This window comes from Methanomethylovorans sp. (assembly GCF_041447285.1).
Classification (GTDB): Archaea; Halobacteriota; Methanosarcinia; order Methanosarcinales; family Methanosarcinaceae; genus Methanomethylovorans.
Map to the genome: position 1 here is coordinate 1 of NZ_JBGMEB010000010.1, position 22890 is coordinate 22890.

Annotated in this window: 26 protein-coding genes and 1 pseudogene; 14 read left to right on the top strand and 13 right to left on the bottom strand. The window is 39.4% G+C overall.

Features of this window, described 5'->3' with window-relative positions:
• The first annotated feature begins 321 nt into the window (after positions 1 to 321).
• A complete protein-coding gene (locus ACC612_RS06880) occupies positions 322 to 1962 on the top strand; it encodes a hypothetical protein (RefSeq protein WP_371853758.1) in 1641 nt (546 codons plus the stop codon).
• Between the two features lie 247 nt (positions 1963 to 2209).
• Here the strand turns inward: ACC612_RS06880 and ACC612_RS06885 are convergent, their stop codons facing one another.
• Together ACC612_RS06885 and ACC612_RS06890 are read right to left on the bottom strand one after the other, a co-directional pair.
• Positions 2210 to 2647: a site-specific integrase gene (locus ACC612_RS06885; RefSeq protein WP_371853760.1), complete on the bottom strand. Its 438-nt coding sequence runs from the start codon at positions 2645 to 2647 to the stop codon at positions 2210 to 2212.
• Between the two features lie 12 nt (positions 2648 to 2659).
• A complete protein-coding gene (locus ACC612_RS06890) occupies positions 2660 to 2884 on the bottom strand; it encodes a hypothetical protein (RefSeq protein WP_371853761.1) in 225 nt (74 codons plus the stop codon).
• Between the two features lie 24 nt (positions 2885 to 2908).
• Here ACC612_RS06890 and ACC612_RS06895 point away from each other — a divergent pair, with 24 nt between their 5' ends.
• On the top strand, positions 2909 to 3235 hold the full coding sequence (locus ACC612_RS06895; protein ID WP_371853762.1) for a hypothetical protein: 327 nt from the start codon (positions 2909 to 2911) through the stop codon (positions 3233 to 3235).
• Between the two features lie 44 nt (positions 3236 to 3279).
• On the opposite strand, the gene ACC612_RS06900 is transcribed toward ACC612_RS06895, so the two are convergent.
• Positions 3280 to 4320 (bottom strand): YhcG family protein, encoded by a 1041-nt coding sequence (locus ACC612_RS06900; RefSeq protein ID WP_371853763.1) that lies wholly within the window; start codon positions 4318 to 4320, stop codon positions 3280 to 3282.
• 100 nt (positions 4321 to 4420) lie between these two features.
• On the opposite strand from ACC612_RS06900, the gene ACC612_RS06905 reads away from it, so the two are divergent.
• Positions 4421 to 4813, top strand: a complete 393-nt coding sequence (locus tag ACC612_RS06905) for a zinc-ribbon domain-containing protein (RefSeq protein WP_371853764.1) — start codon at positions 4421 to 4423, stop codon at positions 4811 to 4813.
• Between the two features lie 50 nt (positions 4814 to 4863).
• Here the strand turns inward: ACC612_RS06905 and ACC612_RS06910 are convergent, their stop codons facing one another.
• The 3 genes from ACC612_RS06910 to ACC612_RS06920 form a co-directional block, all read right to left on the bottom strand.
• Positions 4864 to 8133, bottom strand: coding sequence for a tetratricopeptide repeat protein (locus tag ACC612_RS06910; protein WP_371853765.1), 3270 nt, complete (start codon positions 8131 to 8133; stop codon positions 4864 to 4866).
• Positions 8134 to 8288: 155 nt separating this feature from the next.
• The gene (locus tag ACC612_RS06915) at positions 8289 to 8537 is read right to left on the bottom strand and encodes a hypothetical protein (protein WP_371853766.1); all 249 of its coding nucleotides are present in this window, start codon (positions 8535 to 8537) and stop codon (positions 8289 to 8291) included.
• 174 nt (positions 8538 to 8711) lie between these two features.
• Positions 8712 to 9095, bottom strand: coding sequence for a B12-binding domain-containing protein (locus ACC612_RS06920; RefSeq protein WP_371853767.1), 384 nt, complete (start codon positions 9093 to 9095; stop codon positions 8712 to 8714).
• A 396-nt stretch (positions 9096 to 9491) separates the two neighbouring features.
• Between ACC612_RS06920 and ACC612_RS06925 the strand changes: the two genes are divergently transcribed.
• The 4 genes from ACC612_RS06925 to ACC612_RS06940 all read left to right on the top strand — a co-directional run bounded on the left by ACC612_RS06925 (position 9492) and on the right by ACC612_RS06940 (position 12153).
• Complete coding sequence (locus ACC612_RS06925; RefSeq protein ID WP_371853768.1) at positions 9492 to 10694, top strand: Fic family protein; 1203 nt, start codon at positions 9492 to 9494, stop codon at positions 10692 to 10694.
• A 101-nt stretch (positions 10695 to 10795) separates the two neighbouring features.
• Positions 10796 to 11002 (top strand): type II toxin-antitoxin system HicB family antitoxin, encoded by a 207-nt coding sequence (locus ACC612_RS06930; RefSeq protein WP_371853769.1) that lies wholly within the window; start codon positions 10796 to 10798, stop codon positions 11000 to 11002.
• 42 nt (positions 11003 to 11044) lie between these two features.
• On the top strand, positions 11045 to 11128 hold the full coding sequence (locus tag ACC612_RS06935; protein ID WP_371853900.1) for a type II toxin-antitoxin system HicA family toxin: 84 nt from the start codon (positions 11045 to 11047) through the stop codon (positions 11126 to 11128).
• A 221-nt stretch (positions 11129 to 11349) separates the two neighbouring features.
• On the top strand, positions 11350 to 12153 hold the full coding sequence (locus ACC612_RS06940) for a tryptophan-rich sensory protein (protein WP_371853770.1): 804 nt from the start codon (positions 11350 to 11352) through the stop codon (positions 12151 to 12153).
• 505 nt (positions 12154 to 12658) lie between these two features.
• Here ACC612_RS06940 and ACC612_RS06945 read toward each other — a convergent pair.
• The 3 genes from ACC612_RS06945 to ACC612_RS06955 form a co-directional block, all read right to left on the bottom strand.
• Positions 12659 to 12952 (bottom strand): ArsR/SmtB family transcription factor, encoded by a 294-nt coding sequence (locus tag ACC612_RS06945; RefSeq protein WP_371853771.1) that lies wholly within the window; start codon positions 12950 to 12952, stop codon positions 12659 to 12661.
• A 63-nt stretch (positions 12953 to 13015) separates the two neighbouring features.
• Positions 13016 to 13258 carry a hypothetical protein gene (locus ACC612_RS06950; RefSeq protein WP_371853772.1) on the bottom strand — a complete coding sequence of 81 codons (243 nt, stop codon included), beginning with the start codon at positions 13256 to 13258 and terminating at the stop codon, positions 13016 to 13018.
• 82 nt (positions 13259 to 13340) lie between these two features.
• The gene (locus tag ACC612_RS06955) at positions 13341 to 13787 is read right to left on the bottom strand and encodes a PepSY domain-containing protein (RefSeq protein ID WP_371853773.1); all 447 of its coding nucleotides are present in this window, start codon (positions 13785 to 13787) and stop codon (positions 13341 to 13343) included.
• Between the two features lie 765 nt (positions 13788 to 14552).
• On the opposite strand from ACC612_RS06955, the gene ACC612_RS06960 reads away from it, so the two are divergent.
• Positions 14553 to 15323, top strand: a complete 771-nt coding sequence (locus ACC612_RS06960) for a tetratricopeptide repeat protein (RefSeq protein ID WP_371853774.1) — start codon at positions 14553 to 14555, stop codon at positions 15321 to 15323.
• Positions 15324 to 15467: 144 nt separating this feature from the next.
• Here the strand turns inward: ACC612_RS06960 and ACC612_RS06965 are convergent, their stop codons facing one another.
• Positions 15468 to 15875 carry a response regulator gene (locus ACC612_RS06965; RefSeq protein WP_371853775.1) on the bottom strand — a complete coding sequence of 136 codons (408 nt, stop codon included), beginning with the start codon at positions 15873 to 15875 and terminating at the stop codon, positions 15468 to 15470.
• Positions 15876 to 15877: 2 nt separating this feature from the next.
• The gene (locus tag ACC612_RS06970; RefSeq protein WP_371853776.1) at positions 15878 to 16312 is read right to left on the bottom strand and encodes a sensor histidine kinase; all 435 of its coding nucleotides are present in this window, start codon (positions 16310 to 16312) and stop codon (positions 15878 to 15880) included.
• On the opposite strand from ACC612_RS06970, the pseudogene ACC612_RS06975 reads away from it, so the two are divergent.
• The 5 genes and pseudogenes from ACC612_RS06975 to ACC612_RS06995 all read left to right on the top strand — a co-directional run bounded on the left by ACC612_RS06975 (position 16258) and on the right by ACC612_RS06995 (position 19011).
• Positions 16258 to 17629: pseudogene (locus ACC612_RS06975) on the top strand (APC family permease). The gene ACC612_RS06970 and the pseudogene ACC612_RS06975 sit on opposite strands and share 55 nt — an antisense overlap.
• Positions 17630 to 17635: 6 nt before the next feature.
• Positions 17636 to 17911 carry a monomethylamine transporter gene (locus tag ACC612_RS06980; RefSeq protein ID WP_371853777.1) on the top strand — a complete coding sequence of 92 codons (276 nt, stop codon included), beginning with the start codon at positions 17636 to 17638 and terminating at the stop codon, positions 17909 to 17911.
• An 11-nt stretch (positions 17912 to 17922) separates the two neighbouring features.
• On the top strand, positions 17923 to 18177 hold the full coding sequence (locus ACC612_RS06985) for an AcrB/AcrD/AcrF family protein (protein WP_371853778.1): 255 nt from the start codon (positions 17923 to 17925) through the stop codon (positions 18175 to 18177).
• Between the two features lie 57 nt (positions 18178 to 18234).
• Positions 18235 to 18699: a desulfoferrodoxin family protein gene (locus ACC612_RS06990; protein WP_371853779.1), complete on the top strand. Its 465-nt coding sequence runs from the start codon at positions 18235 to 18237 to the stop codon at positions 18697 to 18699.
• A 111-nt stretch (positions 18700 to 18810) separates the two neighbouring features.
• Positions 18811 to 19011, top strand: coding sequence for a hypothetical protein (locus ACC612_RS06995; protein WP_371853780.1), 201 nt, complete (start codon positions 18811 to 18813; stop codon positions 19009 to 19011).
• 93 nt (positions 19012 to 19104) lie between these two features.
• On the opposite strand, the gene ACC612_RS07000 is transcribed toward ACC612_RS06995, so the two are convergent.
• Both ACC612_RS07000 and ACC612_RS07005 read right to left on the bottom strand, forming a co-directional pair.
• A complete protein-coding gene (locus tag ACC612_RS07000) occupies positions 19105 to 19671 on the bottom strand; it encodes a cysteine hydrolase family protein (protein ID WP_371853781.1) in 567 nt (188 codons plus the stop codon).
• Between the two features lie 26 nt (positions 19672 to 19697).
• On the bottom strand, positions 19698 to 19871 hold the full coding sequence (locus ACC612_RS07005; protein WP_371853782.1) for a hypothetical protein: 174 nt from the start codon (positions 19869 to 19871) through the stop codon (positions 19698 to 19700).
• Positions 19872 to 20322: 451 nt separating this feature from the next.
• Between ACC612_RS07005 and ACC612_RS07010 the strand changes: the two genes are divergently transcribed.
• Positions 20323 to 22602, top strand: coding sequence for a PGF-pre-PGF domain-containing protein (locus tag ACC612_RS07010; protein WP_371853783.1), 2280 nt, complete (start codon positions 20323 to 20325; stop codon positions 22600 to 22602).
• Positions 22603 to 22890 lie beyond the last annotated feature (288 nt).

Sequence of the window (22890 nt, forward strand, 5' to 3'; positions counted from 1 at the left end):
TCCTGATTTGCGTAATTAATCAAATTATAAAATGTACTTTTTATGGGGGAGGTTTTATTGACTACTTGCAGCTAAAAATGGCCTCATTAAATCCTCCATTTGAATGTTATTTCAAAAGGACCCTAAATTAGTTTATATGGCAGGGAGTGGTCATAAAAATGATGGGGAGTGCAACTTTAAACGTTCATATTTTTAGCTTTATTACTTTTTTCATTAGAGCAGATAAATTTAAAAATCTCCTTTGTAACCTATTGATATTGATAATGGCGTGTTTATACAACGCCGAGTTTGTTAAATATTATATTGATTTAATTGCTTAGCATGTTTACTGAAAGTTCTCTAGAGGACCGAAGAATTCTATTTGCAAAAGAAATTCCACAGTATAAAACTAAAATAATTACTTATAAAGGACATAATATTGATACTGGAATAATAATAACAAACATATACAACTTGTTTTTTCAAAAAAAAGGATCTCCGATACCTACAATAGATATAGTGCAGTCATTAGGACTTGAAATTCAAAAAGCTGAGAAATTTAGGTATAAAGTAATGATACCTCACATACACCCAGAGGAAATAAAAAGTAACGAAACTAATCTAGATCCTGATTCAGTGAAGAATTATTTTAAAAAAGAGTTAAAGAAGGAACCTTTTATAAATGAGTTGAAAATTGATCGAAAATACTTTTATTTTCCTTCTGCGGTCATTCTAATACCTAAAAAGGGAGAAGTAATTAATTTTGCATCACTTCCTTCTTTCAATGATAACCTGTATGAAATATCTAAAAAAATAATTTTGCCTATCGGAGATTCCTTTGATGGGTTACATTCTTTCCTAAATCAATATGATAAACGAGACTACGAACTTATACTAGAAATGTTGATTGAAAAGGTTAAAACAGAACATTGTCTTAATGATAAAAAAATAGAACAATATGTGAATTCACAATTGTTGAGAACGAAAGTAAATGAAAAAACAATTGATAACTTTTATAAAATTGGGAACATAAAACTACCATTCATATTATGGTATGGAACTGGAAAAAGAGAAGATGAATTTACTCACGCCGATATAACCTGTGAGTACATAGATGAAAAGCTAGAAATTGAAGAAGAGATGAAAATATTAATTGTTGAAAAGTTGAACAAAAAAAAAAACATCACTAATGAAAGAGGGCAAGCTTTTGATAATAATCCGGGTTATAGACTTATTAAAATCAAACCCATAAGAAATTATCAGAAGCAATATAACACTCGAAAGTTACAACTTCGTTTGACTTTTGCTCCAGTTGATTTTTACACAAGTGTCGTTACAAACCAGAGTGTCGATGAACTATTTATTGATGACTACTCACAGAAAAGAACTTCCATAAGACAAAAGTATGTTGTCAACCAAGACCTACACAACCCCGGTTATCTATTTAATTCAAAACTGGCTAATATGTTTGGGATAGCCTTGGCCACTATAACTGAAGATAATAAAATATTACTTCAGAAAAGGTCTCAGCAGGTCTTTATGAATCCTTCGAAATTATCACTTGCTACTGCAGAAAACATGATAAGAGACATGGATAAAAATGAGTATGGGAATCCTGACCCATTTATTACTGCTCAAAGATGTCTAAGAGAAGAAATTGGTATAGATATCGAACAAAGGGACTGTGTATTTTTAGGTTTTGGTATAAGGCTAGACAATCTTTTACCACAAGCTTTAGGAATAGTTAAACTCCGAATGAAAAGCAATGAATTAAATTTTATGAGTGCACGTGACAAGTGGGAAGGGTATAATTTTATCGAAGGTTTTTCATTCGACTCGCTCCAGAAATACTTAGAGGATCCCTATATCATTTCTGCAACTGCAAAAATGACTATATTATTAGCGTTGATAAACCAATATGGTTACAAAAATATTGAAAGACAAGCTAGCTTTGTAACTAAACAAGAGACATTTAGATTATAATATCCATATTATAGTTAACAACCGATTGTTTAAAACTTATGATATTGGCATTACTGTCAATAAGACATGATTTCAAAACTCATAAGTTACAAATCAAAGGTGTTTAACTATAGGTTCTTTAGAAGTCTCCTCTTTTCGAGACACTTAGCAAAATTGGCATAAATAAGCTCATACATCTCGTTAACAAGGGGTATTTTTAGTTTAGGACAATGGTTTTTAGGTATGCAACATGGCCAATTATTTTCGTTTATACCCACCCTATTAACCTTTTGTGTATCTCAATCTTCTCACTTTCTGTAAATGGTAGTCCTTGATAGTGGTTCATAGAAGTCATACTATCATGTCCTTGTCTCAAACAGATAACATTTAGCGGCACACCTGCAGCAACCATCCAGGATTCTATAGTCTTCCTAGTAGTCTTCGCACTTATTCCAACAGGATCAATCTCTGCTCTTGTAGCCCACCTATTCAAATTCTCATTCCATGTCTGTAATGCTGAAGGTTTTCTACCCTTGAAGAAATGTCTAAGCTCGCTCTCAAGTACCTGGGGTACAGGATGTACATACCTTTCAAGCTGTTTTCTCTTTACTTTCTTCTGTGCTGCTTCTGGTAAGTGTATAGTTCTTCTACTTGATAGCCACCATTCTGGATGTTCATAGAGCCTCTGAATCTCTATATATCTCATTCCAGACCACAATCAAACATCAAAGATGGTCCTTAGCTCGTCCTTTGTACTTATAGCGGTTGTAGTTTCAATGTTCGATAGTTTCTTTAGTGTCCCGTCAGCGTCAACAAAAAGAATTCCACATCTTCCATCCTCGATACTCGTCATGATCAAGGGTGTACACGTGATTAGATCAAACTCATACATCCCTGCCTTTCTCTTGACTTTTACACCTTCATCATCTATTTTGTGTGCCATTGGTGCATCCCATTCGTTAAAACGATGAAGGAACATCTGGGATGGGTGCAGGGTTCTAACATGCCTCAGACCTATGTGCACCTTTCAGGCAAGCAGATCGATGAAGCTATCCTGAAGATCCACGGTATCATCAAGGAAGAGGACACAATGCCACAGCTTACAAGTATCGCGTGTCCCAGATGCGGACAGGTGAACGGTTCAACTTCTGGATTTTGTTCAAAGTGTGGCATGGCTTTGAGGGTGGATAGTGCTATGGACGTTGAAAAGAAGCGATCTGATATTGCCATGGCCTTGATGGAGCTTGTGGAGAAGGAACCGGAAATTGCGAAGATATTGAGGGAAAGTGTGTGAGGGGATGCCCCTCACTACTTTTTTGATACTTCTGTTCTAGATAATTAGTCCTCATTTTCCAGTTCTTTGGGTAAACTGGCTTCCAGCTCCTCGATGGTGGGGAGGCAGGTGTCCAGAGGCTCGGGGAGAGCGCGGACAAGCTGGTATTCTGCCACTCCCATGGGTTTATCCACGCCGGAGAGAGCGTATTCTGCGATGAGCCTTTTCTTTGTCTTGCAGAGCAGAAGTCCGATGGTGGGTCGGTCTTCAGGTGTTTTGATCTGTGCATCCACTGCAGAAAGGTAGAAGTTGAGCTGTCCTATGTGTTCGGGTTTGAAGGCTCCGGCCTTGAGCTCGACTACAATGTAGCATTTCAGACGGGTATGGTAGAAAAGCAGGTCCATGAAGAACTCATCACCTTCCACTTCAAGCCTTACCTGGCGTCCCACGAAAGCAAAACCAGCACCTAGCTCCAGCAGGAAGTGGGTAATGTGACGTATAAGGGCGTTCTCAATATCCCGTTCGTGAGCTTCGTCTCCAAGACCCAGGAAATCAAAGTGATACGGATCTTTGAGCACCTGGGAGGCAAGACCTGCCTGTGGAGACGCAAGACGCTGCTGTAAATTGGTGATGGCGGCACCCTGGCGAAGATGAAGCTGGTTTTTTATCTGCATTTCCAGTGTTTCACGGGACCATGCCTGCTGAATAGCTTCCCTTGCATACCATTCCTGTAATTCGGGAGTTTCCACTTTTGTAAGCAGGGTGACAATGTGGAACCAGGGCAATTGGTCAGCAGACTGCTGACCAAATCTAAGGTTAGGACAGTTCTGGGCAAAGAACCGCATGTATTTGAGATTGGTCGAAGACAAGCCTTTCATATCGGGAAAAGCTTCTCGCAGGTCCATGGAGAGCCGTTCGATCACCTTGGCACCCCAACCCTGCTGGCTCTGACGGTCCAGGATCTCACGGCCAATTTCGTGGTACAGTTGGATCTGCTCTTTATTGGCAGCCAGCAGGATGCGTTGGTGTGCACCGGCTATCCTCTGTTTCAGGCTGGACAGCCAGTTTCCGTAACCATCAGGTAAAATACTTGTCTTGCTGCTCATAGCTTGAAACCCATTCAGATATCAGTAGATACTATGGAAGTAGTATTATACACTCAGATAAAGTAATTTTGGTATTTCCTTTTCAGGGGTTGAGAAAAGAGTGTACAACCATCTTTTCAGGCATTCCAGGAGCACAGATCTTGCACAATACCTGACGGAATCCCAGATGAAGGAACATCTGGGATGGGTGCAGGGTTCTAACATGCCTCAGACCTATGTGCACTTGTCAGGCAAGCAGATCGATGAAGCTATCCTGAAGATCCACGGTATCATCAAGGAAGAGGATACAATGCCACAGCTTACAAGTACGCTGTGTCCCAGGTGCGGGCAGGTGAACGGGCCGACTTCGACTTTCTGTTCCCGCTGTGGTATGGCTTTGAGGGTTGATGTCGCTGTTGATATTGAAAAGAAGCGGTCTGATATTGCCATGGCTTTGATGGAGCTTGTGGAGAAAGAGCCTAAGATCGCGAAGATATTGAGGGAGAGTGTTTAAGCATTCTCTCTATTTTTGGATGATACTTTCAAATGAACGCTGATACACAGCTAAGACCTTTTCATCTTTTTATATAGACCGGCAATATTGCTCTTGATTGTAGCAACATAAAGATGCTCCGGATGCTGAACACTTTCAAAAATATCCAGAGCCCGCTGGTAAAGAGGTAAAGCTTTTTCATAGTTACCCATGGATTCATGAAGCACTGCGAGATTGTTCAGGGTTGTAGCGACATCAGGATGTTCCGGACCCAGAACACGTTCACGTATATCCAGAACACGCTGACAGAGATGTAAGGCTTGCTCATAATTGCCTATGTGTCTATAGGACCCTGCGAGATTGTTCAGGTATGTAATGACATCCGGATGCTGTGGACCCAGAACACGTTCAGAAATTTCCAGAGCCCGCTGATAGAAAGGTAAGGCTTGTTCATAATTGCCCATGGATTGGTGAAGCGCTGCGAGATTGTTCAGGGTTGTAGCGACATCAGGATGTTCCGGACCCAGAACACGTTCACGTATATCCAGAGCCCGCTGACATAGAGGTAAAGCTTTTTCATCGTAACCCATGGAATGATAGAGCCCTGCGAGATTGTTCAGGGTTGCAGCGACATAAGGATGCTGCGGACCCAGAACACGTTCAACAATATCCAGAGCCCGCTGATATAGAGGTAATGCTTGCTCATAATTACTCGCGTATTCATAGATACTTGCAATATTGTTCAAGGTTACAGCTACATATGGATGATTTAGACCCAACGCATCTTCAAAAATACTTAGAGCACGTTGACATAGAGGTAAAGCTTTTTCATCTTCATCCATTTTTCGATAGAGACCGGCTAGATTATTCAAGGTTTTAGCTACATCAGTATGATTAGTACCAAAAAGATACTCCCGAATATCCAGAGCACGCTCGTATAGAGGTAAAGCTTTTTCATAGTCACGCATTCCTTGGTAGAAACCGGCTAGATTATTCAAGGTTGTAGCTACAGCCGGATGGTCAGCACCAAAAGCCCGTTCATTTATATCCAGAGCCCGCTGATATAAAGGTAAAACTTTTTTATAGTTACCTATGGATTCATATAGGCGTGCAAGATTGTTCAAGGTAGTAGCTACATCTGGATGATCAGCACCAAGAAGACGTTCTGAAATTTCAAGATCACGCTGACATAGAGGTAAAGCTTTTTCATCGTAACCCATGGAATGATAGAGGCCAGCAAGATTGTTCAAGGTAGTAGCTACATAAGGATGGTCAGGACCATGCACATTTTCAGCAATATTCAGAGCACGCTGGTAGAGAGGCAAAGCTTTTTCATAGTCTCCCTTAATTTGGTAGAGGTCTGCAAGATTGTTTAAAGTAAGAGCAACATAAGAATGATCAGGACCATCTACCTTTTCAAAAATATCTAAGGCACGCTGGCATAGAGGCAAAGCTTCCTGATAGTTTCCCATTTGTTTGTAGAGACTTGCAATATTATTCAAGGTTCTAGCTACATAAGAATGGTTCGGCTCAAGCACACTTTCAAAAATATTCAAGGCACGCTGGTAGAGAGGTAAAGCTTTTTCATAGTTCCCCATTTGCTTATATAGGCCAGCTATATCGTTCAAAGTGGTGGCAACATCAGAAAGATATTCTGTTGGAAGACGTTCACGAATATTTAGAGCATGTTGGTATAGTGGTAAAGCTTTCTGATAATTTCCCATATGTCTATAGAGTTCAGCGAGGTTGTTCAATGTTGTAGCGACACCGGGATGATCTGGGCCAAAAACATTTTCCAGATACGCATGTAAATCTATGTAGAGTGGTTCTAACCATTGCCACAATGCACCTTCATCAAATAACCTTGCTTTTGGCATAAACCATTCAAATAAATCTTTTGGGGTAGATGCACATTTTACATGATAGAATCCTTCATTTAGAGCTGTTTTTTGCTGTTCTTCTATATTTTTTATATTTATTTGTTCTAGCTGGGAATCGTAGTATACAGCCATGAAAGCATGTACTTTAACTTTAATTTCAGGACTCATACGTTCTTGAATGGAGTCTCTCATAAGATCATGTAATTTACACCCGTTGTTTTGAATTTGTGAAATAAAAGAAAATCGATGCAAATTCAAATAAGAATTATCTGCTAGTGGGAATCCTGTCTTAAATTCAGTAACTAATTTTTCAAACAAGTGTTTATCCCAAAAATTCGGTACTGAAAGAACTTCTAGAGTATCTATTTCTTCTTTATGGTACTTCACAAAGCGCTCAAAAATACCATCTGGTGTCTTTGCAAAATCATCAAGTATAGGGGCCCTTTGTTTGACTTGTCTTATTCTGTGGAAGGTATTCGCTGATAAGTAAAGGTACAGAGGATTTCCACGGCTACCTTCATATATTCTTCTTTGGATTTGTTTATCAGATATGTCACAGTTTTCAAGGTAATAAGTACATTCATTTTCGTTAAAAACAAGCAATGGTTCCTTTTTGATATATGAAGCCCAGTCTTCATCAATGACTTCCCATTTCAGTTGTTCACGGCCACATATTACCCAGAGAACTTTTTGATTATCTACATTTGCTATTAATCTATCCCGCAACCACTCATCATTTTCTCTGAATTTCACTGTATCTGATTGATTTTTCCAGAGGGAATCATATGTATCCATGAAAATAACAACGCTATTTGAGCTATCTGCTAAGTTCGTTTTAAGGTCTATTGCAAATAAGTATGGGAGCAACTTTTCAATATTATAAGCATCCATCTCAGGAACTTGATATGGATCGAAGTCATTCTCTCTCCATAACGATTTCACGCTTTCTGGTATTTGTGCAATTAGTTCACATATATGGTGAGGGATGGCGAAGAGTGGAAAATCATCAAGGATTTGGATTGCTTTTCCAAATAATCCATCCTTTTTGGCAAATTTCTTGATTTCAGAACTTAAGGGGATTTCAGGATGAACTTTTTTCCAGTAAATTGCATGAGCAATATTGAAGAATTCAAAGTTGAGGCTATATTTTGAACTTAATTGATCACTCAATTCCATAAGATAAGTGCTGACAGTTCTTCCAGCTATATCAGATAAATCAGTTGATGCCCATGGCACTTCATCAGAAGTTTCATCTAATTCCTGCTTAAGTTGTTTTAATAACTCGCTTTTGCCAATTCCTGCTTCCCCATAGAAATTAAGCACATTATACCTCTGTTGTCCCAAATTTGCAAGTCTATCATTGAATAAGTCAATATACACTTCTCTTCTGATTGACGGGTGTTTTTCGTAGACACGTTCGGGACCAACAGGCAAATGAAAACCTCCACCTATTAATCTCATGAACAAAATACTATAAGAGTTTTTCTATTAGGTTGAAATCTTGAAAAAGATTACTCTCATTTACTTGCTTCAGTTCAATATCCTTACCTGCCGCCGCCATCAGGCGGGCGGCCTGGGTCGCTTGCCATGATGTGCGAAGCGGGCGAAACGGTAAATCAGGTTAAAGGGTCGAGTTCTTCGGAGGTGTCATAGAGGTCCAGAACCTGCGAGACATCAAAGAAGTAGGATTGGGGCAGGAAATTATAGAAGCCCCATTTATCCTTGGTGATGGCCTGGACTTCGGGGATGAGGGGTTTGCCTGATTGGTCTTGCTTGTGGATTTGGGGGATGAGAATTGCCTGCATCCTGTCCCTGAACCGGGAATCCAGGAGGTCCATGGACTGCATGTTCAGGTATGCGTTCATGTTACGTTTTGCGAGTTTGGAGAGGATATAAACAGGGTGAGCAGGTCCGGGATCTTAAGGCCCAGCAGTTCCAGGTCGTCTTTGAAGATGGAGAAATTCTCGTACTTTTCCGTTTTTGGGTTGAACTTGGAAAGCTGGGCCCACCTGACGAGTGTACCGTCCTCTTTCTTCTTTTCAGAGATCGATGACTGTAAATCCCTCTACACGCAACATGCTCGCAGCTATTTTTTTGCCTAGATCGTGTATGTCATTTTTGACAGTACCCATGATTATGGTTCCTTTATGCTCAGGTACCATTTCTGTTACTGCAGCTTCTTCAAGGATCATTTTGGTAACATTTTCCATAATATTCGAGGATAAAATGAACTGCGCAAGGAAATATTCCTTCTCATCAAACTTCCTGCCGATCTCCACCATGGCTTCTGCCAGTTTGTTTAGAAGCTTTCTAGGCTCATATTTATTTTCCATCCATTCTCTGGCAGTTTCAATGACTTTCTTTTCATTGATCTGCACAAGAGCATCATATCCTATGGCTAGGAGTTTATCTTCCTTCAACATGTTTCCTATCTTAAGGGAAACAGGAGATTGATAAATAGTTTTTGATATAGCTTTTCTGATTAGATATAGAATTGGCTTAAAATCTTAGATCTCGTCGAAGAGATGAAAATAGGTGTCTTGGTCGTGAATCATGAAAAAATTTAATAAATAGATTGTGTCACGATGTTGTTCATATTTCTGACTTAGTTAAGGTTTGAATCTGAGGTTATTGTTTTAGCTTACTGGTTATTTGACAGGCTGCCCTTCTGCGCGCCCTAAATCGTATCCATGTTTGGATGGCAAGAGATCGATTTGAGGGTTGTCATTCTAAGTAAAGGAACATTAACTTAAAGTTGAAGATACAATTTTAAGTAAAGAAACCTTAACTTAAAATGCAAACTAGATTCTAAGTAAAGGATGCTTAACTTAAACTATGTAAGTGAACTCTTAGTAAAGGATCGTTGTCTTATGAATGACAGAGCCGGGAAATTTGTGTTGACGCCTGAAGGTTACAGATCTTTCATACCCAAAGAGTTGCCACCAGAGCCTCCTATCCAATATGATGATGAACTGCATTTGCTGCTTTCAAAGGCCGACAGGGATCTTGCAAGGCTTGATGGCATCACCTCGGTTCTACCAAACCCGGACCTTTTCATTGCAATGTACGTTAAGAAAGAAGCTCTTCTGAGTTCACAGATCGAAGGCACACAGGCGTCCCTTGAAGGAGTTCTGGAATTTGAAGCGGACCTTGTACCAAAAGAAGATATAAGCGAAGTAAAGGAAGTCGTAAATTACATCAAAGCCTTAAACTATGGAATTGAAAGACTGGTCGAAACCTCGATGTCCCTGGACCTCATTAAAGAGATTCATAAGACCCTGCTGGAGGGAACAAGAGGGGATGGGCTGAATTCCGGCAATTTCAAAGTTCTTCAGAATTATATAGGTACACCAGGCGCTTCAATAAGAGAAGCGATGTTTGTACCACCAACACCGGCTATAACCATACCTGCAATGCAAGCATTGGAAGGGTTCCTGAATGAAAAAGACAACATTCCGGTGCTTATCAAGATCGGATTGATACATGCCCAGTTCGAAACCATTCATCCATTCCTTGATGGCAACGGCAGGATGGGACGGCTTATCATCACCTTCTATCTTGTCTGGAAAGAAATACTGTCAAAGCCGCTTCTGTACCTGAGTTTTTACCTGAAGAACAATAGAAGCGAATATTATGACCTGCTTATGAAAGTACGTACGGAAGGCGCGTGGGAAGATTGGCTTAAGTTCTTCCTCAAAGGTGTTAGTGAAACCTCCCAGGAAGCGGTTAACACCGCAAGGGAGATCATAAAATTAAAAGACGATATGACAAATAAGGTCTATGAGAACTCGATCTCAAGCATCCACGCCATAAGGTTGATAAATCTGCTGTTCGACAGGCCCCTTATCAGCAGCAAGGACATTGCTGATAGGTTAAATATATCGTCCGTCACTGCAAATAACCTTGTAACCAGATTTGAGGAAATCGGTATTCTGAACGAGATCACTGGTAAAAAAAGATATAAGATGTACCTTTTCAAGGAATACGTTGACATAATAAGCAGAGGCACGAATATCATTTAGAGTGGGTTTCAACTTGTTTTAATTATAGATGGGCTGCCCTTTTGTACGTTACTCCGCTACACAAATCAATTTTAATATACAAGAACCGCTTATGAATAGTTATGCAGTATACAATAGTCCTTGAGGCTGCAGAAGAAGGTGGATACACTGCACGCTGCCTGGAACTTCCGGCAGCGATAAGTGAAGGGGATACCAAAGAGGAAGCTCTGGAGAACATCAAGGAAGCTATCGAGCTGGTTCTTGAAGTTACCGAGGAGCTGGCCAGGGTACTTGGCGAGATAGCAAAGGTTGATGTTGCAAGTGCCTGAACTGCCAGTGATCTCCGGCCAGAAGGCTATCAAGGCGCTCTGGTGAAACTTGATTTTGTAGTAGTTAGGCAAAAGGGAAGTCACGTATTTTTGCAACGCGGACACGATCCAGTAACTGTACCTTAACATGATCCACTTAAAATAGGTACTTTGAACAGTATTCTGAAGCAAGCCAATGTCCCGCTGGAAGATTTTTAAAGAAACGATAGAGAATTTCGTAAATCCATGACCTCCGATGGAACTTATCTATCTTGTATTGCACAGCTCTTAAATACACACAACTAAGAACACTTCTATTGCTTTACTGTCAAAGAAGGGTTATACTTTACAATATGAGGGGAACAACAATGGAAAGAAATGAAAGAGATTCAATTATCAAAATTATCACGGCAATAACTTTTCTGGTAATGGTTATCGTCAATGGTCTGGCCAACGCCCTCCCGATCAATGGAGTGAACACTGGGCAGATCTCAGATTCCTATCCTAATCTCTTTGCCCCTGCTGGACTTACCTTTGCTATCTGGGGACTCATATACCTGCTGCTTGCAGGATATACATTGCACCAGCTTGGCTTTTTCCGAGATCATACAAATGCCATGAGGTCCGAGCTGTTAAGTAGAACCGGAGTACTGTTCTCAGTTTCTTCCATTGCCAATACAGCCTGGATATTCGCCTGGCATTATCACATGATCCCATTGTCCATGTTACTGATGATAGTGATCCTTGTTTGTCTGATACAGATAAATCAGGCGACGAAGAACCAAGGATTTTCTCAAAGAGAATATTTTTTCATTAGGCTCCCATTCAGTGTGTACTTTGGATGGATCACAGTGACAACTATTGCTAATGCTACTGTTCTTCTTGTCAGCATTGGATGGAAGGGTTTTGGTCTGGCCGAAGAGATCTGGGCCATCATAATGATAAGTGCAGGACTCATCATAGCGATCGCAACGATGCTAAGGAACAGAGATATCGCTTACGGACTTGTTATTGTCTGGGCCTATGCAGGAATACTACTGAAACACACTTCATCCGAAGGATTCGCTGGCGAGTATCCTGCAGTTATTACCACAACTGCAGTTTGTATTTTTGTGTTACTCCTTGCAGAAGCATACATCCTGATGTCCGCAAGGAAAAGGACGGCCATTTAAAGACACTATTTATGAGGTAAATTTTAGCTTCAAAGTTTTTTTATTTTTCCTTCTTTTCTAGTGCATCAACAAGTATGGTGTAGCAAGCATATCTCATCATAATGAGCATAAGTATATTCAATACTATAGAAATGATTATATACATATTTTGAGAAGGTATGTATCAGATCAATAGCAAGGTGACGGAACCACAAAGCGATCCTAAAGGTTGAAAGTGGATTCCTAGCCTGAAAAACAAAAGAGGAGAAAAACAATATGGAATTTATAACTGTAACCTGTCAGAACTGTGGTAGTAAAATGTATGTTCAGAGCAAATCAGCACGCAAGGAGATGTACTGTACAATCCACTGCCTGGAGTCAAGCAGCTCATCAAAGATTTAAGCTTTTTTCTAACGCTCACACCCCATCTTTCTTTTGACTTCTTTTAACTCGGCAATCTGAAAAACTGGGGAGTGGTCTTCAATACAAATATATTGAAGCATCCTTTTTTCAAAAATAGAATGAATCAGCTGAATATATCTTTCAGATCAGCTGTACAAAGTTTCACATCAAACTCCTTCAAACGGAAAAACTTCTTTGCACGCATATCGTTCTCTTCAAGCCGCAGGTCACTTTCCACAAAGCCTGCTTTTTCAAGGCGCTTGAGGTGCAGGTCCACTACCTGCCTTGAAAGATTCAGATCTTTGGCAAGCTCATAGATGTATCTTTCCCTTTCAGACAGCATGTACAATAATTGTATTCTCACTGGATGAGCCAGTGCTTCCCCTATGTGTACTATTTGTTCAAGTGATTGGGTCATTCAGGAACCATCTCTGAGCCAGCCCTATTATACTTTCGATCGCTATAAGTCTATCTTTTGAGATCAGATTTCATTGAGCTTGTTCCTTATCTCTTCCACTGTTTTCTTGATCTCTTCCACGTCCTTTTCTACCTTCACGAGCCTCTCATTGTTACCTGAACCTACAAAATTAGATCTGTTAAGCAACATGACCACAACTACGACTATAATAAGTACAATCAATAGTTCGACAAACAAACCAAGGAAACCGCCATAAATGCCATATCCCATCATGCCTACCAAGAAATTCACCTCTATATGTTCCATAAACAGTCATTTTTTAATAAATAATATATGTTTTTTCGGATTTAAAGAGCACTTCATAATATTCAAGAAATGGAGATGGGATTTAATATCTCCTCACACCCATCATGCCATAACCCCTGCCCATTCCCTGTCTATACTGGCCCATGGCAGTATATTGTGAAGCGAAGAAGTCAGGGTAAACCTCGCCTGTATATGCATCGATGCGGCCTTGCTTGGCAGTGTCATCTACAGTGTAATAGACTACCCACCATCTCCCCATCTGGTAAATATCATCTTCTGTTACAGCAGCTGAAATATTCTCTTTGGCTATCATAAGAGCTTCATCTACAGTCTTCACCTTGAGTTCCTGACCTACATAGGCAGTGCAGTAACCTGGGCCATATCCATTCACACCTGCACCCCAGTTGCAAAATCCTCCTACATAACCGGGAGCACGCTGCAAGAGAGGTGTCTCAGCACTTACTAGGGCAGTTGCAGCCAACCCTGTAAGAAGTACTATTGCAAGTATTGCTATTGTTCTGTTTCTCATCTTGTTGCCTCTTGAATTCATTTCAGATATATGTAGTGGATATAATACATATAGTGTATATGTAGTATATATGACTGTTGGATCACACTATTCCTCAAAAGGAAAACAGCAAAATGAATGGCTAAGCAAGAAGTAACAGGTTTGATTTCAATGTGACGAAATCGCGCAGTTTCATGAGTCCTGTGTATGGCATAATGCTGTATTTCGCGGGCAAGATGCTGAATCAGAAAGTGATCCTACTATCCTATTGGATTTTCTCTTATACAATTCGAATATAGTTGGATCTGAGATCATTGACACATACCCCTTGACGGGAAAAAGAGTGTTATTTACCGTATCAGCATATTTGTATACAAGGAGCCTGACAATGTTTGGGCTGTTGTCGAAAGAATTCTTTATGGAATTGGATGCCGATTAAGGGTATAAGAACAGAAGTAATTTGATCATGGTACTGTCATTTTCACATGGCTTAATGTTATATCCGGAATAGTTCAACATGAACATATCCATGGCAAAAAGACTGGTATAGCTGTTGTCATGCTGTTTATCAGCTGGCTTAGCTTACCTTGGTAATTAGATATATGATGAGACCTTGCTTACGAGATATAAGAACTGCTTTAGGATTGGAACCCTTGACTATGCCTGAAGCCAGCAGCACATCCACTGAACCAAGTTCCTCCTACAATAAAACATAAGATGTCACAAATGAAAAATTCAGTCTTAGAGGGGTTATTTAATCCTTAGTTCACAGTGGAGGGTTGATCAATGAAATTTCTTGACAAATTTTTTACTGTTGATGCTGCAAAGAAAAGCATCAAAAAGACGCATAATGATGCGTTGCAGGCTTATAATAAAGGATATATTCTTCTTAAGATGCACAAATTTGAACAGGCCATAGTTGCTTATGATCTGGCAGAGCAACTATGGGCAGAAGAGATATGTATGCTCAAACTCGATGATGATCATGAAGCAGCAAAAGGGTTAACATCAAATCTTATTAATTCGTGGTACAGCAAAATCTATGCACACTATATGTTGGAGCAATACCATACATCACTTGAACTTCTTGAAAAAATACTCATGAAATTCCCAGATGATCCCGAAATTCTGTTCAGAAAAGGCTTTGTGCTTTATGCAGCTCAGAGATATGATGAAGCTTTGATTAATCTGGAAACTGCATTGGAAAAATATGGAGATTTTCCCGAAGGATGGTACTGCAAGGGAAATGTACTAAGAGAACTTAGAAATTATGAAGCTGCACTTGCGGCTTTTGACCAGTCCATAGCATGCTCTCACCCCCTTCAATTCCAGTTCCCACGGTTCACATGGATCTCACTTAATTCATCTTCAAGGATTCAAATGGATAATGCAGAGGCATGGTATTGCAAAGGAGAAATACTTTTTAAGCAAAAAAGGTATGAAGAAGCCCTCGAAGCTTTTAATCAATCATTAAAAATCAAACCTGGATTTGAGGATGCTATAAAGTTCAGGGAAATAGTGTTTCAAGAACTTGGCAAGAACAAGAATAATAAATAAGATCAAAAGCCAAAGATCGTTTTTGCAGCATAATTGTGTTCTGTTTTAATACTGTATGTCTTTATCAGTTCTATCATTTTTTGGAAATTGAATGTTAGTGTCTTGCTGGCAATACAACATTCGAGTACCAAATGTCTTTCTGAATCAGGGACTTTTTTGACTTTCCTTTCCACTTGAAACCTTATGTCTATACAGTGCGATTTCTATGGTTGTGCGCAGGTCCTCCTCCTCAAAAGGCTTGAGAATATAGCCATAGTGTTCGGTCAATTTTGCTCTCTCTAATGTTTCTTCATCCGAATATGCAGTAAGATATATCACAGGTATATTAAAACGACTACGAATCTCTCCGGCAGCATGTATGCCGTCGATCTCACCTTTGAGCATTATGTCCATCAGAACAAGATCTGGAAGTATTCCTTCAGCCTTGATGATTGCGTCTTCACCTGTTGACGCCACACCGGGGACTATATAACCCAGTTTCTGTAATCTTTTCTTTATTTCTAGAGCAACTATGTTCTCATCTTCAACTACAAGTATCTTGGCGTCGGTCATTTTCACACCTTAACCTTACATTTTAACTCTTTAAAATGAATCTTGAAAGATGTCCCTCTGGTCCTTTCAAGTTCAATAGTTCCATTTATCTGATCAACAAGGGTCGTTACAAGCTGCAAGCCCAGAGAAGTTGTTTTCCTGAAATCGACATTTTCAGGGAATCCTATTCCATCATCACTTACCTCAAGAGTGAATTCATTACCATTAAGCTCAAGAGTGACGTTAACATTTCCTTCTACTGCATTCTGAAACCCATGTTTAAGGGAATTGGATACCAATTCGTTTATAATCATTCCCAGAGGCATGGCAGTATCCATTCCCAAATAAACATTCCCTATCTTCGAATTCAACTTGATCGACTTAGATTCCATAAAATAGGACTTTGACAGGAAATCCAGTAAATTTCGGGTATAATCTGCGAAATCAATTGTGGCCATATCTCCCGATTGGTATAGTTCTTGTCGGAGAATACATGGGGTGGAACTTCACAGTTGCAAAAGGAGGTATACTTGGTTCTCTCTTTGCACTACTTGTTGCTGGTACAATGTATGTTATGGTTTCATTGTGTGCCAGCGAGCTTGGAGCTGCCACGAAGCTGGCAGGAGGACCCTATGACTGGGCAAGATTGTTCGTAGGACCTGGTGCTGCTGCCATAGTCGGCCTTGCAGTATACATGGAATATATAGCTCTGGAAGCCGCCGACTCAATTGTTGTAGCATCTATAGCCCAATCGATCTTCCCGGAGATACAGATTACCAGTTACATTGCTTGTGATATCAATTCTTACATTTATCAACTATCGCGGAGTTGTGGCCGCACTTACTCTTAACTTTGCGCTAACCATGACAGCTTTCATAGCTATAATCGTGTTCTTCTTTGCCAATATCCCAGGAATAGGAAGCATACCATGGAATCCTGCAGAGCTGATAGCAGGAGCGATGCCCAACGGAATTGTGGGAATATTCGCTGCATTGCAGTTCGGTCCATGGTTCTATCTGGGAATCGAAGGTGCAGCAATGTGCGCAGAAGAATGTAAGCATCCCTCAAGGGCGGTTCCTCTGGGACAACAGGCTGGTATGATCACCCTGCTTATTGCAGCAGGCATGACGCTATATCTATGTGCTGGCCTTATACCCGCATCAGTACTTGGTGTATCTGTATATCCTCTTTATGAAGCAGCAACGTCAAGCGGTATATACTTCTTGGTAGTGTTCTTGGCTATAGGTACGCTGTTCACCTGCCTTGCCAGTGCAAACGGCTGCGTGTGCGACTCTTCAAGGTCTTGGTTTGCATTGTCCAGGGACCATTTCCTGACAAACTGGTTTGCAGCTGTGCACCCGAGATATTACACTCCTTACAGAGCAGTAATATTTACGATGCCTATTGCTATAGCTTTTGCATTCAGTGGTTTCCTAGATCAGGTTATAACTTTCTCAATTACATCAGGAATGGTGGCCTATGTGATGATCCCATTTTCCCTGATAAGATTCAGAAAAATGTTCCCTGAGCATTCAAGCAAGGTACGTCCGTTTATAGGACCACTGCAGCCATGGATAGCTTATTTTACCATATTCCTGGCAGTAGTGATCCTGTCAACGCTTAATTGGGGATACCGTTACAACCTGATCTTTGGGTTGGTGTTCTACATAGTAGCGTACTTCTACTTCAACTGGAGGTACAAGAGCATAGAGAGTGAGCATGACTGGGAACGCGATATGGGATGGCCAAAACCGGTACTTAATGGAAGCAAATAAGGTGGGATGAAGTTGGCAAATATCGACAATAACAGATACCACAGCAAATTGCATCAGGATGCTGGTGTCATCGTGCTACTGCTAGCACTGCTGTACTTCTCTGAACTATATATGATATACAACATAGTGTCAATAATAGGAGCTAGTGTCACAATACCACCCATTCTTATTGGACTGTACATACTGTTCATAATCCTGTTGCTGGGAATAGAAACATTGGGATGTGTAGGCGTGTATAAATCCATCAAGAAACACATGTTCGAATTCGAATATTATGATTAAGGAGGTATAAGATGGCAGGAGTAATTCAAGAAGAAGGTGAAAAAGGAGTGTTTATGAGGATCTTTGACATCCTCTTTATCTTCATAGTTGCTTTTACCTGCGTGGTAACACCGGTAGTTTTGCAGGGAACTGTGCTTGTGGGTTGGGGAGAAAGCGGAGCCATGCAATTTACATGGGATCCAGTGTCCTATTTCACATCCCTTGGAGTAATAATAGTGTTCTTTGTGGTTATACTATACCACTCTGTGAAACACTATAAATTCTAATGTCGGCTCTGCTGGCATTTAATTTACTTTAAATAATTGGAGGAAAAAGGTGATCAAATGGTTGATAAGAAAAAGATCAACAGGGCTGCAGATCCAGCTAATCTCACAGAGCTTGAGCAGAAACATGTGCCTTTAATAGAGGCTCCGGAACTGGTGCTCGCTGGACAGCCTTTCACTTTAAAGGTGACAGTTCCACACGTAATGGAACAAGCTCATTACATTGAATGGATTAAGCTCTCTATGCACGGACGAAAATTAGGAGAGGTGCAACTATCACCATCTGATACAAGTCCTGTTGCAGAGTTCATGGTAACAATTCCTGAAGAGGTTGTTGCCATGAAGGTGATAGAAGAATGTAATGTTTTTGGAGTCAATATCTGTGGGGAGTGTGGCACAAAATCAGTGCTTACAGATCTAATTGCAGTAGAAAGTTGCAATGTGCACGGACTCTGGGAAGGCTCCAAACGCATCGAGGTCATGTCAAAAGTACAGGGTGAAGGCAAACCCTGTAAGTGGAAATGATGAAAGGGATGCATAAAAACATCCCTTTTGCCTTCCATAAACTTAGAGATTATTGACATTGAATCAGAGATGTATAGGTGATGTAGAATCGATTTAGAAGGAGAATTGATAGTGGTTCTTATAGAATCTTCTGAAATATTAAGTGCTTTAAAAATATTACAAAATTTTTCGGATGAATTTGGATTTGATGAAGCTTCAAAAGCTTATTTGAGTATCACTAAGTTCATTAAATCAATGGAGAAAGACAAAGAAGATTATTCAAACTATAAACACGAACTTTATGAAGAATTTTCCCTAAAGGTAAGTGGTTGAAACAATTTTTAATATCTACAACCCTATTTTTGTTTCAGCCACGTTCAGGCACTATTTTGATAGGCTATTTCCACAGGGAGTTTCAAATTACTTTTATATACCAATTCCTGCCTGTGTTGGGACTATTTCCACTCCCAATATATCAGCCATATGTTTTAGCATTGCATTGTTGACATCTTCTGCATTGTGATCAGGAGCATCAAATGTTTCCACGCAATCCTTAGGAACAATAACTTCGTATTCCAGTTCCCTAAGGGCAGCAACCGTATAGAGGATGCAAATATCTGTACACACTCCGACTATTATAATCCTGTCAGGTTTAATTCTTGCAAGAGATTCTTTTAAGCGATTGCCTAAAAGGGCATTAAACTTGGTTTTTGGAACATAGTTATTGTTAGGTGCCATCAGAAAGCGCCTTAGTTGTGGAACAACTTCCACTTCTTCAGTGCCTGCTATGCAATGTTTTGGAAATCTCTTGAATTCAGGATCATCTTCCTGGTGATTATCGCACACAAAAATAATCTCTCCATCTCGTTTTTTCTGAACCCTTTCCATCAGATCTTCAATATTTGGTATGATGTTTTTCATTCGAGGATTCTGCATATTTCCTTTATCACAGAATCCCCTTACAGTATCTATAGATAATACAAGGGTTAGCATAATATTTCTCCTTACTATAATTATATTTATGGTATTTCCAGGACTTCAGAAAAAAGAGTTTCAGGGTATTTTTCCATACTTTTGGGCTGTTCTGAATTGTCCAAGATTTTTGTCATCTGTAGCCAGCCTTGCTCTCCTTCGGTTACACATGTTTCGAATTTGTAACTAGCGGTGTTACTATTCGATCTATTGGAGGCCATCAAATTAACTCAGTAGAAAACTAATTGAAATCACTATCGCTATGTGTTATTATATTTCCATTTTCAGTTATAATTATGTTTATATGTCATGTATAATACAAAAATTATCTCTTGCTTCTCTCAAAACTGAGCTAATAGTGGATAATATAGAAGAATATAGGGTAAATTTAAGTTTGATTCCTTAACTTAAGGTTGAAATATATTTATAATACGTTTTGGAGGAAAGTATATATCGCTTTAAGAAAATGGCATAAAAATTAAAGGAAAAAATAGGGGTTGAATTGCGATTTGGTCATTTCTGATATATATGAAATTAATGTGATCTATATTGTCAGATATGAACATTAAGATATAACAAAAATTCTTTTTAACCTATAATGTTGGTTTTAAAATGAGACTAAATTTAACTAGATTAATCTGTGTATTTATTGTATTACCAGCTTTCTTTTTAATGATAACTGGTATTAGTTCAGCAATTCCACATTTTGCACCAATAGGTGGTCATCAATCTGTAAGGGAAAATGAACTATTGATTATTCCTCTCTCTGCAACAGATGATGACGTTAACGCTATAATATCATACTCAGCGGTAAATGTTCCAGAAGGAGCAACATTTGATCCAAATACACACACATTCAGCTGGACGCCAACTGCTGGTAGTGCAGGTGATTATTATGTTACATTCCTTGCAGTGTATAATAATTTACAGGATTCTGAAACTGTAAGGATCACTGTCATTGCAGTGAACAAAAATGATCTGATGGCTGGTATTGATTCTGCCAATATTAAAATAGCAAGTACTGTTACCGGAATTGAACTAGGCCAGTATCCACAAACAGCAACAGATACATTCAGGGCAGCAATTACAACAGCACAGGCAGTTGTTGATAATGCAGGGGCAACACAGGCACAGGTTGATCAGGTCCTGAGTGACCTAAAAGCAGCTGAAATGACTTTCGATGCTGCAAAAATAACATTTATAGATAAAAGTGCATTAACAACAGCTATTGCTACTTACAATACAAAAGTGGCAGTTGCAGTGCCTGGAGTTGGAGTAGGCCAGTATCCACAAACAGCAATAGATGCTTTTATAACAGCAATTGTAACAGCACAGGCAGTTGTTGATAACACAGGGGCAATGCAAGCAGAAGTAAATCAGGCTGTCACAGCTCTTAAAGCAGCTGAAGTAGTTTTTGATGCTGCCAGACAATCTCTCCCTGCTTCTGTTACTAACCTGAAACAAACTTCTGTTGGAACAAGTTGGATTACGTGGGGATGGACAAACCCAAAAGATGCTGATTTCAGTCATGTGATGATCTTTATAGATGAAGTATTTATTGCAAATACATCCAATAATTATTACAATGCAACAGGCCTTGCTGAAAACACTTTGTATACAATAGGTGTCAAAACTGTGGATACAGCAGGAAATATCAATCATGCAACAATAAGCAGTCAAGCAACAACTAAAATCATAGACAGAACACCTCCGGGATCTGTAATGAATATCCAAGAAACCAGTGTAGGTGCAAGTTGGATATATTGGACCTGGACAAAACCAGTAGATAACGATTTCAGCTATGTGAGAATTTATATAGATGGCATATTCGTCACAACCACTTCCAACAACTATTATAATGCAACAGGACTTAGTGATGGAACAGAGCATACCATAAGTACGGAAACAGTAGACAATTCAGGAAATATTAATACTGGACAGGTAAGTGATTCATCTACTACACTAAAGCTACCTGAAATTTTTAATGTCAATGGAAAGGGTGTTAAGTCGAGTTCGATCACATTAGAGTGGGATGCTTCTGAAGATACTGCAATGGTACAGATAAGCTATAATGGTACATTCCTTGCCAATGTAACTGAATCAACATACACTCATCGTGATCTGAACAGATCTGCAACTTATAATTACACTCTGATCCCATACAGTGAAAATGGATTGAAAGGAGAAGCAGTAAATATTATCCTCACAACATCTTCTTCCTCTTCTTCCGTTAGTAGTAAAGGAGAAAGTAGCGGAGGAAGCAGTGGTCAAAAGAGTAGCAGTAGTGGTGGAGGAGGCGGTGCTGCAGGTAGTGTTGAGGACTTTGAAAATGTAGTATTGAAAGATCTTGATAGTGAATACCTTAGAATAAATACTAATGTAACCTATGAATTCTCAAAGGAAGGTAATCCAATTCAATCCGTTAGTTTCTATTCCCTCAAGAACTCAGGAGAAATTGCATCTACAATTGAAGTGTTGAACAACAGTTCAAAGCTTGTGAACAGCACTCCTGAAGGGAGTGTGTACAAATACGTTAACATTTGGGTAGGTAAAAATGGCTTTGTCACATCTGATAACATAAAGGAACCCAGGATTATGTTCCAGGTAAACAATTCATGGATCCAGGAAATGGGGGTAAACCTCGAAGATATAAAAATGCAGAGATATAATGGAACTGCATGGCAAGTGCTGCCCACTGTCTTGAAAAACAACACAAAGAATTATGCGATATTTGAGGCTCAAACTCAAGGATTTTCTCCGTTCGTCATTACAGCTGGAAAGACTTTAGCCTCTCCTATTGAAGAGAATACTGTAGAAAATAGTATAGATGCAGAAGATATCGCACAAAAGAACAAAATAACTGAACTAATAATTTGGTCAATCGTTTTTACCGTCTTATTTGTAGGTATATTTGGAGTTGGATCTGAATATGTCAAGTGGCTGAAAAAGTGAAGTGCTTTCTAGTGTGAAAAGCTGTATAGAAAGTTTTCAAATGGTCACAGTGTAACTGTAGGCCATTTGAATGAACTTAGTTAGCACAAAAATTTTATAAAGGCGCATCTGTATCGCCTTTTCCTTAGAATAGATTCTATATTTTGTTTATTATTACCGAACAATAAAATATAACAAAAGATAGTACATGTTATCGCACATTCTATCATTCCATCTATTTTATTATATAAACCTTTATGAATAATGAATGCTATACTAAGTGCAGCGCAAAATTTAAGAAAAATGTAT